Source organism: Streptomyces sp. B1866 (genome assembly GCF_031932565.1).
Classification (GTDB): Bacteria; Actinomycetota; Actinomycetes; order Streptomycetales; family Streptomycetaceae; genus Streptomyces.
In genome coordinates this window covers 1-9,587 of record NZ_JAVSCF010000246.1, presented here as the reverse complement: position 1 = coordinate 9,587, position 9,587 = coordinate 1, and the positions used below count along the sequence as shown (strand labels likewise).

General features: G+C 77.7%; 9 protein-coding genes and 3 pseudogenes. 5 read left to right on the top strand and 7 right to left on the bottom strand.

All coding sequences use genetic code 11. The features are described 5' to 3' along the window. Both RKE29_RS24350 and RKE29_RS24345 read right to left on the bottom strand, forming a co-directional pair. The coding region (locus RKE29_RS24350; RefSeq protein ID WP_312007756.1) for a DUF6397 family protein at positions 1-834 on the bottom strand (834 nt) is incomplete at its 3' end. 185 nt (positions 835-1,019) lie between these two features. Further along, positions 1,020-1,427: a roadblock/LC7 domain-containing protein gene (locus RKE29_RS24345; protein WP_312007755.1), complete on the bottom strand. Its 408-nt coding sequence runs from the start codon at positions 1,425-1,427 to the stop codon at positions 1,020-1,022. Positions 1,428-1,602: 175 nt separating this feature from the next. Here RKE29_RS24345 and RKE29_RS24340 point away from each other — a divergent pair. Then, positions 1,603-1,710: pseudogene (locus RKE29_RS24340) on the top strand (PPOX class F420-dependent enzyme); the annotation flags it as partial. A 98-nt stretch (positions 1,711-1,808) separates the two neighbouring features. Here the strand turns inward: RKE29_RS24340 and RKE29_RS24335 are convergent. Then, complete coding sequence (locus RKE29_RS24335; RefSeq protein WP_312007754.1) at positions 1,809-2,705, bottom strand: glycosyltransferase; 897 nt, start codon at positions 2,703-2,705, stop codon at positions 1,809-1,811. Then, a pseudogene (locus RKE29_RS24330) lies at positions 2,702-3,567 on the bottom strand (glycosyltransferase family 2 protein). Before RKE29_RS24330 ends, RKE29_RS24335 begins: the two are co-directional and overlap by 4 nt. 204 nt (positions 3,568-3,771) lie before the next feature. Between RKE29_RS24330 and RKE29_RS24325 the strand changes: the two are divergent. Both RKE29_RS24325 and RKE29_RS24320 read left to right on the top strand, forming a co-directional pair. After that, a complete protein-coding gene (locus tag RKE29_RS24325) occupies positions 3,772-3,999 on the top strand; it encodes a DUF6480 family protein (protein ID WP_312007753.1) in 228 nt (75 codons plus the stop codon). An 18-nt stretch (positions 4,000-4,017) separates the two neighbouring features. Beyond that, positions 4,018-4,992 (top strand): polysaccharide pyruvyl transferase family protein, encoded by a 975-nt coding sequence (locus RKE29_RS24320; protein ID WP_312007752.1) that lies wholly within the window; start codon positions 4,018-4,020, stop codon positions 4,990-4,992. Positions 4,993-5,268: 276 nt separating this feature from the next. Here the strand turns inward: RKE29_RS24320 and RKE29_RS24315 are convergent, their stop codons facing one another. Both RKE29_RS24315 and RKE29_RS24310 read right to left on the bottom strand, forming a co-directional pair. Further along, the gene (locus RKE29_RS24315; RefSeq protein ID WP_312007751.1) at positions 5,269-5,844 is read right to left on the bottom strand and encodes a hemerythrin domain-containing protein; all 576 of its coding nucleotides are present in this window, start codon (positions 5,842-5,844) and stop codon (positions 5,269-5,271) included. Between the two features lie 151 nt (positions 5,845-5,995). After that, the gene (locus RKE29_RS24310; RefSeq protein WP_312007750.1) at positions 5,996-7,186 is read right to left on the bottom strand and encodes a zinc-dependent alcohol dehydrogenase; all 1,191 of its coding nucleotides are present in this window, start codon (positions 7,184-7,186) and stop codon (positions 5,996-5,998) included. A gap of 248 nt (positions 7,187-7,434) precedes the next feature. Between RKE29_RS24310 and RKE29_RS24305 the strand changes: the two genes are divergently transcribed. After that, entirely contained in the window at positions 7,435-8,061 is a 627-nt protein-coding gene (locus tag RKE29_RS24305) for a methyltransferase domain-containing protein (protein ID WP_312007749.1), read from the top strand. 78 nt (positions 8,062-8,139) lie between these two features. Here RKE29_RS24305 and RKE29_RS24300 read toward each other — a convergent pair whose 3' ends face one another. Further along, entirely contained in the window at positions 8,140-8,322 is a 183-nt protein-coding gene (locus RKE29_RS24300; RefSeq protein ID WP_312007748.1) for a hypothetical protein, read from the bottom strand. A gap of 324 nt (positions 8,323-8,646) precedes the next feature. Here RKE29_RS24300 and RKE29_RS24295 point away from each other — a divergent pair. After that, positions 8,647-9,587 (top strand): annotated as a pseudogene (locus RKE29_RS24295) (ATP-dependent helicase); the annotation flags it as partial.

Here is a 9,587-nt window from a genome sequence, read left to right as displayed (position 1 = left end):
GCCCCGCGGCGCCCGCGCCTGCGGCCGGGGCGGGGGGCCGGACCGGCGGGCGCCGTCGAGGGCGGCGGCCAGCCCGGACCGGTAGTGCGCGGCCTCCTGCGGACCGTCCGCCGTCGAGATACCGTCCATCACCGCCCGCACGGCGGGCGCCTGGGCGCGCGACCCGCCGAGGTCGGGAGCCAGTCTTTGGACCAGGGCCCGCTCGGCCGGATCGGGCACGGCCGCCGCGATGTCGTCCGGGGCGAGCACCGCCGCCCAGACCGCGGCCCGCCGCCAGGGGTCGTCGGCCTGGCGCAGCAGGTGCGCGACCCGCCGGGCCCGCCATGTCCTGGCGCGCCGGTCCGCGCCGGCCGCCAGCAGCGCGCGCAGCGCCTCCGGTGCGCGGCCGGCCAGCAGGTCCGGCCGGCGCTCGGCGAGATCGGCCAGCTCCGCCGCCGCGTACAGCCAGACCAGGGCCCGGTACCGGTTGACGTAGCACCGCACCGGGACCAGGTACCCGGCGCGCGCCAGCCGGGTGAACCGGCCCGGGCTGACGCCCAGCGCCTCGGCTCCCGCCGCCGTGCCGACCACCTTGAGCCGCTCCATGAGTGCCCCGGGGAAGCCGGGAGCGCCCAGGACGCGGTCGATCTCCGCGCGCGCCACCCGCCGCCCCGCGCCCGCCACGGCCGTCGTCCGCACCTCCCCCAGGCACACGGCGAGGTCGAACTCGCGCGGCCCCAGCCCCAGCTGACGGGCTGCCGTGCCGAGCGCCACCGTCTCCCGCGGCCCGCTCCGCGGCCGCTGCTCCGCACGCTGTCCCTCGCGCGCCTCACGGCGCTCCCCGACCACTGGCATAGCGGCTCCCCCGCGACGAGTTAGTCACTGACAGTGATGACTCTAGCCGCTGAGAGGGACCCGCCGCCGGGCCTGTGGATAACCGTGGTTCCGCTTGTCCGCCGCCGGCCCGCGCCCCGCCGCCGCACTCCGCGCCCGCCGCGGGCCGGCTCCCGGGCGGCCGCGGCCTGCCCGGGGGCGGGGCGTCACAGCCCGCTGGGCGCGTTGTGCTGCCTGGCCTCCACGTCCAGGTGCTCGCCGACCCGGTTGACCAGCAGTGCCATCTCGTAGGCGATCTGCCCGGGGTCTGCCTCCGGGCCGCTGAGGACGCACAGGCAACTGCCGTCGCCCGCCGCCGTCACGAACAGGATGCCGTCGTCGTACTCGACCATCGTCTGCCGTACCCGGCCCGAACGGAAGTGGCCGCCGCACCCCTTGGCGAGGCTGTGCAGCCCGGAGGCGACCGCCGCGAGGTGCTCGGCGTCCTGCACGGCGAGTGACGAACTCGCCCCCGTCACCAGCCCGTCGTTGGAGAGCACCACCGCGTGCCGCACCTTCGCGAGCCGTTCGATCAGGTCGTCCAGCAGCCAGTCGAGCCCCTTGTTGAGTGCCATCCCCTCAGCCTCCCCGTCCCGCCGATGCCCCACAGGTCCCGTGCCAGCCTTTCTCACCGCCGCCCTCGGGGCAAGCAGCGCGGCGGGTCGGCGCGCCGGAGTGCACCACCTGGCACACGATGGGGACATGGCAGAGAAGACGACCGGCGAACAGCGGCGCGCCTTCGTCTCGGAGGGCGAGGAGCGGGCGGAGGAGTTCGGCACCCGCAACGCCGTGCCCGGCGAACCGCTCGTCCGGGTGCGCGTCGACGGAGTGGTCGCCCTCGCCGGGCTCACCGGCTGAAGCCCCGGGCTCACCGGCTGAAGCTTCGGGCCGGCCGGTTTGAGCAGCCGGGCCGGCCGGCGCGGACACGGCCCGGCGGCCCGGCCCGGGGCGCGCGTTCAGCCGACGTAGCGCCGGGCCCGCGACCTGCGCTGCGCGCCTTCGAGCAGCCGCAGCCGGGCTTCGACCGCGGGCGGCACCACCCGCCGCTCCCGCAGGACCCACGGCAGGCCCGCCGCCGCCTGGCCGAAGGCGCGCAGGGACGCCCGGTCGCGCGGGACGGTGCGCGCCAGGTGGGCCGTGCGGCGCAGCGCGGCGGGCAGCGGCCGCCGCAGCCAGGAGAACCACAGGGTGTTGCGGATGCCGTGGACGCGGCGGAGCGTGGCGTCACGCGCGGGCGAGGGCTGGTGGTGGATCGTCAGGTCCGGTACGTAGGCCAGCCACCAGCCGCGCGCGGCCAGGTCCGCGGCGAACAGCTCCTCCTCCCCGCCCAGCCACAGGCGCGCGCTGAAGCCGCCGACCTCGCGGAAGGCGTCGGCGCGCAGGCAGGTGGCCGCGGCGAGGACGGAGCCGAGGGCGGGGCCGGGCAGCCAGGACGGGCCGGTCAGCGGCGAGTCGCGCAGCTCCTCGACGATCGGGTCCTCCGTCCCGCCCGGCTCCACCAGGATGCGCGCGGTCACCGACGCCAGCCGCGGGTGCCGGTCCAGCAGTCCGGCGGCGCGGGCCAGCGATCCGGGGGCCCACCAGGTGTCGTCGTCGCAGAAGGCCACGTACGGCGTGGCGACGTACCGGACCGCGAGATTCCGGCCGACGGCGCCGAGGTTCCGGCCGGGCCGCAGCAGCCGCACGCGCGGGTGGCGCCGCGCGACGGCGGCCGCGGTGCCGTCCGTGGAGGCGTTGTCGGTGACGATCACGGACGGGGCCTCGGGCAGGGCCGCGAGGCGGTCCAGGGTCCGCAGCAGCTCGGCGCGCCTGTTGTGGGTGATCACCACCACGGTGACGCGGCCGCCGGTCACCGCGGCGCCCCGTCGACGATCCGGGCCGCCGTCTCCAGGTGCGGCGGCAGCGGCGCGCGGGCGCGCAGCGCCGCCGGGACGCGCGTGAGAGCGCCGCGCAGCGCCTGGCGGGCGGCGCGGTCGCGGGGGCCTCGGCGGCGAGTGCGCGCGTGCGGCCTACGGCCACCGGCAGCGGCCGGCGCAGCCACGCGGTCAGGACCGCGTTGCGGCGCACGGTCGCCGTGCGCCCGGTGCGGGCCGCCGGCGCCGGGTGGTGGTGGGCGACCACCTCCGGGCAGTAGCACACCCCCCAGCCGCGCGCGGCGAGGTCGTAGGCGAGCAGCGTCTCCTCGCCGCCGAAGAACAGCAGCGGGTGGTAGCCGCCCGCCTCCAGGTAGGCGCGGCGCCGGGCCACGGCCGCGCAGGCGAGGAACCCGAACACGCCCGGCCCGGGCAGCCCGGGCTCCCGACCGAGCGGAGAGGCGGCGAGCACGTCGTTGAGCGGGTCGGGCGCACCGTCGGGGCCGACGCGGGTGCGGGCGGCCAGCAGGCCGAGCCGCGGGTGGTCGCGCAGCAGCCGGACGGCCGTGGCGAGCGCGCCGGGGGCCCACCAGGAGTCGTCGTCGCTGAAGGCCACGTACGGGGTGCGCAGCGCCCGTACGCCCGCGTTGCGGGCCAGCGCGCCGCGGTTGGCGGGGAGGGACAGCACCCGCACGCCCGGGAACCGGGCCGCGACCATGGCGCGCGTACCGTCCGTCGACGCGTTGTCGACCACCAGGACGGCGGGCCGCTCGGGCAGGGCGCACAGGTGGTCCAGGGTCACCGCGAGACTGTCGGCGCGGTCGCGGGTGGCGATGACCACTCCGATGGGCGGTTCGGCCACGGTTCTCCTCTCCGGATCCCGGTCCGGCGCGTCCCGGCGCGCGGGGCACGTGCCTCGCCCCCGCCGCGCTCGGGCGCCGTTCCCGGGGCGTCCCCACCGCCGGGCGGCGCCCCGCCGGTCCGGGGATCTTCCGTGGTAGCCCGCCACCGCGACGTCAAACACCGCGGCGAGTGATGCGTGCCGACAATTGGGCACACGGCAGTCATGACGGACAAAAATCCTGATCCGGATTCCCTCCGGGCGCCGGGGCGGTCTGGGGGCGGCGGTGTGCCGCCGGGCGAGACCCCGCCCGCGGAGGGCAGCACGCCGGGCGCGGGCCCCCGGGAGACCCACAACCCGACCAGGGGATGGTCCACGGGGCCCGTGGTCGTCATCCTGCTCGTCGCCGCCCTGTGCGTCGCGTTCTTCGTCGCCTACGCGCTGGCCGTCTGAGCCGGAAGGGGGAAGGCCATGAGCGGCACGGCGGTACGTCCGCGCCGGATCCTGGTCACCGGCTGGTTCAGCTTCCTGCACGGCGAGGCCACCGCCGGGGACGTGCTGGCGCTGCACCGCGTCCAGCAGGTCCTCGACCGGGCCGGCACGCCGTACGACGTCGCCTGGAGCCCCGGTTTCCGGCCCGGCGCGCTGCACCTGGCCGACGCCGACCCGGCCGCCTACTCGCACCTGGTGTTCGTGTGCGGGCCGCTGCACGGGGCGCAGGTCGAGGACCTGCACCGGCGGTTCCGCCACTGCGTGCGCGTCGCCGTCGGCACGTCCGTCGTGGACGGCGACAGCCCGGCCGCCGACGGCTTCCACACGGTGCTCGCCCGGGACACCCCGCGCGGCGACGCCACGCGGGACCTCGCCGCCGGTGCCCCGGCCGCGCCCGCCGTGCCGGTCGTCGGCGTGATCCTCACCCACGGCCAGCACGAGTACGGCGGCCGCCGCCGGCACGCCGAGGTGGCGGACACGGTGACCCGGTGGCTGGCGGGAAAGGACTGCGCGCGGCTGGAGCTGGAGACCCGGCTGGACGCGGACGACTGGCGGCTGTGCGCCACACCCGCGCAGTTCGAGTCGGTCGTCGCCCGGCTGGACCTCGTCATCACCGACCGGCTGCACGGCCTGGTCCTGGCGCTCCGCGCGGGCACGCCGCCCCTGGCCGTCGACCCGGTCGACGGCGGCGCCAAGCTCAGCGCGCAGGCCCGCGCGTGCGGCTGGCCCGCGGCGCTGCCCGGCGAGCGGCTGAGCACCGCGGACCTGGACCGGTGGTGGTCGTGGTGCCTGACCTCCGGCCGGGAGCTGGCCGGGCGGCGCGGGCGCGCGTTCACCTCCCGGCCGGTGCCCGGCCGGGACGCCGCGCCCCGGCCGGAGGGCGCCGGGCCGGCCGGCGACCAGGCCGACCGGCTGCCGGCGGCGCTGTCGGCCGCCGTCCGGCAGCGCCGGTAGCCCCGTCCGATAGTCCGGTAGCGTGCCCGCGCGCGCTCGACAACCCGACAGCGAGCGCCCGGGAGCCGGCGAGCTCCCGGCGGCCGCGTCCGGACCCGCGGCGGCCGCCTGCCGCACGCGTCCGGCCCTCCGCGTCGCCGTATGGCGCACACCGTACGAGACGGCCGANCCGCACGCGTCCGGCCCTCCGCGTCGCCGTATGGCGCACACCGTACGAGACGGCCGACCGCGCACCCCGCGCGCGGGGTGCGCGGGCCAACAGCCCGTTCAGCCGACCTAGCGCAGCGCTCCGCGGACCGCGTCGCGCGCGCGGTCCACCACCGCGGCCAGCGGCCCCAGGGCGACGTTCTTCGCGCCCGACTCCACCCCGGGGTGGGGATGCGTGGGCGCCATCGCCTCCGCCGCCTTGACGGCCTTCGCCATGCCCGTCATCTGCTGCGGGCTCGCCACCTGCCGCACGCGTGGGAACTCGTACCGCTCCTCCGCGTCGGCGTGGGCGAGCACCTCGCGGCGCAGGACGGCCAGTTCGCGCAGGAAGCCGGGGGCGTCGGTGTCCATGCCGTCCAGGCGGGAGAGGAGTTCCTTGGCCTCCTTCTCCTCCTCCAGCCGCTCGGACACCACCTTCTCGCCGTCCTCGACCGCGCGGCGCGCGTACGGGTGGACCACCTCCTCCTCGGCCGTCTCGTGCACGGCCAGCAGGCGGACCAGACGCTCGAAGGCGGTACGGCGTGCGGCGCCCGTCGTCGTCTCGACCTCGTCGAACAGGCCGCGGATCGTCACGTGCTGCCGCATGAGCAGCGCCACGGCGTCGTCGGCGGCCGCGGACGTGCCGGGTGTGCCGTGCTGGGCCATGATGCCTCCTGAGGGATATGACGCTGAAACCTCTCCGAATCGCCGAAGTGCCCGTAGCCTCCCGGCCGAAACCCGGCCGGCGGCCCGCGCGGGCGGCCGGAAAGCCAGCGGCCCGGCCGCCCCTTCCGGCCGGCCCCGGCCGCAAGCGCGCTCACGGGCGCATGAGCACCTTGATGGCGCCGTCCTCCTTGTGCTGGAACATGTCGTACGCGTGCGGGGCGTCCTCCAGCGGAAGGTGGTGGGTGGCGAACCCGTCGACGCCGAGCGGATCCTCGTCGGTCAGCAGCGGCAGGATGTCGTCGGACCACCGCCGGACGTTCGCCTGCCCCATCCGCAGGGTGACCTGCTTGTCGAACAGGGTCAGCATGGGCAGCGGGTCGGCCATCCCGCCGTAGACGCCGCTCAGGGAGATCGTGCCGCCGCGCCGCACCAGGGCGATGGCCAGCCGCAGCGCCGCCAGCCGGTCCACGCCCGTCTTCGACGTCAGCTTCGCGGCCCAGTCCCGGGGCAGCAGGCCGGTCGCCTGCTGGGCGGTGCGGCCGAGGGGGCTGCCGTGGGCCTCGGTGCCGACCGCGTCGATGACGGCGTCCGGGCCGCGGCCGCCGGTGACGGCCCGTACGGCGTCGACCAGGTCCTGTCGGCTGTCGCACGCGCTCAGGTCGAACACCTCGACGCCGTCGGCGCGGGCCCGCCGCAGCCGCTCGGGCACCAGGTCCACGCCGATCACCCGGCCCGCGCCCAGATGGGCCGCGACCCGGCAGGCCATGGCGCCGATCGGGCCGAGGCCCAGGACCGCCACCGAGCCGCCCCGGGGCACGTCCGCGTACCGCACCGCCTGCCACGCCGTGGGCAGCACGTCGGACAGGTAGACGAAGCGGTCGTCCGGCGGCCCGTCGGGGACCTTGATCGGCCCGTACTGGGCCTGCGGCACCCGCAGGTACTCGGCCTGGGCGCCCGCCACCGCGCCGTACAGCCTGGTGTAGCCGAACAGCTCCGCGCCCATGCCGTGCTCGACGACCTGGGTGATCTCGCACTGCGTGGGCAGACCCGCGTCGCACATCCAGCAGTGGCCGCAGGCGATCTGGAACGGCACCACCACCCGGTCCCCCGGCTTGAGGTCCGGCACCTGCGCCCCGGTCTCCTCGACGACGCCGATCGGCTCGTGGCCGAGGATGTCGCCGGGCGTCATGAAGGGTGTCAGCACCTCGTACAGATGCAGGTCGGAGCCGCACAGCCCGGTCGAGGTGACCCGTATGACCGCGTCCGTCGGCTCCTTGATCACGGGGTCGGGCACCGTCTCGACGCGCACATCACGCTTGCCCTGCCACGTCACCGCTCGCATCACTGGTATCCCTTCGCCGTCGTACGTCTCGGGCTGCAGCCGGGTACCCCCGGCAGGATCCGGCGAACCGTGGGGCGGCGGGGCCCGGGGATGCCCCGGGCGGTCGCCTTGCTCCGGCCCCGACGCCGACGCGGGCGCCGGCGGGCCGTAGGCTTCGTCAACGCCGACGCGCGGCACGCCCGCTCCGCCTCGTCCTCGGTGCAGTCCGCCCCGCGCCGGGACGAGGAACCAGGACCGACGAAGGACCCATGAGCGACGGCAGAGCCGCACGAGACGACAGCGACGGGCACGCGCGGGTCCGGGACTTCTTCGCCGCCCGCGCGAGCGGTTGGGAGGCCCGCTTTCCTGACGACGGCCCCGCCTTCGCGACCGCCGTCGCCGAGCTGGCCCCGCCCGCCGGAGGCGTGGTCCTCGACGCGGGCTGCGGTACGGGCCGGGCCCTGCCGGCGCTGCGCGCCGCCGTCGGACCCACCGGAACAGTGCTCGGCGCCGACCTCACCCCCGCCATGCTGGCCGAGGCCGTACGGGCCGGACGGCACCGCGACGGGGCGCTCGTCCTCGCCGACGCGGGCCGGCTGCCGCTGCGCGACGGCGTGCTGGACGCCGTGTTCGCCGCGGGGCTGATCTCGCACCTGGCCGCGCCGGAGGCGGGCCTGCAGGAGCTCGCCCGGGTGACCCGCCCGGGCGGCCGGATGGCGCTGTTCCACCCGGTCGGCCGGGCCGCGCTCGCCGCCCGCCAGGGCCGCCGGCTCACACCGGACGACCTGCGGGCCGGGCCCCGGCTGCGCCCACTGCTGGCCGCCGCGGGCTGGCGCCTGACCTCGTACGCGGACGAGGACACGCGCTACCTGGCGCTGGCCGTCCGCGACGGCTGAGCCGGTCCGGCGCGCGGGGCCGGACCGCGGACCCGGCGCCGCGGACCCGCGCGTGGCGGACCCGCGCGCCGGACCAGGTCAGCGCCCGAGCTGCTTGCGGGACACCCGCCGCAGCCTGCGCCGCTGCGAGGGGTCCAAGGCCAGGTACGCGCCGGCCGGCACGCCGACCATCACCAGGACCGCCGCCCAGAAGGGCAGCAGCCACAACAAGAGCACTCCCACCGCCACTCCGCCGATGGCGACCTTCGCCCGCAACGACATCGTCTCCGCCTCCTTCGCGGCGCACGCCGCTCCCACTTCCTTGAACGGGCACGCGCCCCGCCCGGTTCCGTCCCGCGCGGGACGGATGCCGAGGCCGGCGGCCCGCCCGCCCTGAGTCCGCGTGCCGCCGACCGCGGACGCGGACGGCCGACGGTCCTACGGGGGCGGGCACCGCGGTCCGCGCGTGCGGACGCCGCCCCGCGCGGGGCGGACCGGTCCAGACGGCCCCGCACCCGGCGCGCCCGCGGTGCCTGCCGGGTGCCGGAGACGTGCTGTACCCTCGACCGTCCGACCACTAGTCAAATTTGAGGAGTACGCTCCGCCGTGACCTCTCCCTCCGCGGCCACGCTCTCGCCCCTCACCGGACTCGCCCACTGCTCCGCCGTGTTCCTGCCCGCCGATCCGGCGCGCGCGGGCCGCATCGCCTTCTGGCGTCCGGACGGCCCGCCTCCCGCCGGGCCCGGCACCGTCGAGGAGCTGACCGTCGTCGTCCCGCGCGCGGCGGCCGACGGCACCCTCGGGTCCGACGGCTGCCCGGAGGTCCGTACGCGCGCCGTACGGGCCCGCGTGCTGCCCGTCCACGACGCCCTGCCCGCCCTGACCCGGGCCCGGGCCCGTACCGCCCCGGCCGACCCGGCGGCGGCCTTCTGGGGAGCCGCCGTTCTGCTCGCCCTGCACCTGGCGGCCCGCGGCCGGCTGCTGCCCGCGATCTCCGCCGCCGGACACGACACCTGGCGCGCCGGGCCGCTCGGCTCCGACGACCTGCGCCGGGTGCGCGAGCTGGCCGCCGCCATGCCGCCCGCCGCGCACGCGGCGCCGCTGCCCGGTGCCGCGCCCCCGCTGCTGCCCGAGCCCGAAGGGCACCTCCGGGCGTTCCTCGACGCGGTCGTGGACGGGCTGGTGCGCTCGCCCGCGGCGGCCGCGGCCGCGGGCGGCCCGGCCTTCGCGGCGATGCGGCCGGTGCGCGCGCCCGAGCTGCGCGCCTGGGCCGCCGACCTCGCCTCCGGCCTGGAGGCGGGCGTCCGCCTGTCGCTGCGCGTCGAGCTGCTGCCCGGTGAGCCGCCGCTCGCCACGGACGCGCAGGCACCGCCGGACGGCGAGGCCGGGCCGCGGCTGCGCGCCGTCCTCCAGCTGCACAGCGAGTCCGACCCGGCCCTGGTGGCGGACGCCGCGGACGTGTGGGCGGGCACCGGCACGGCAGGCGCCGCGCTCGGCCCGCGCGCGCGGATGGCGGCCCTGCTCGCCCTGCGGCGGGCCGCCCGCGC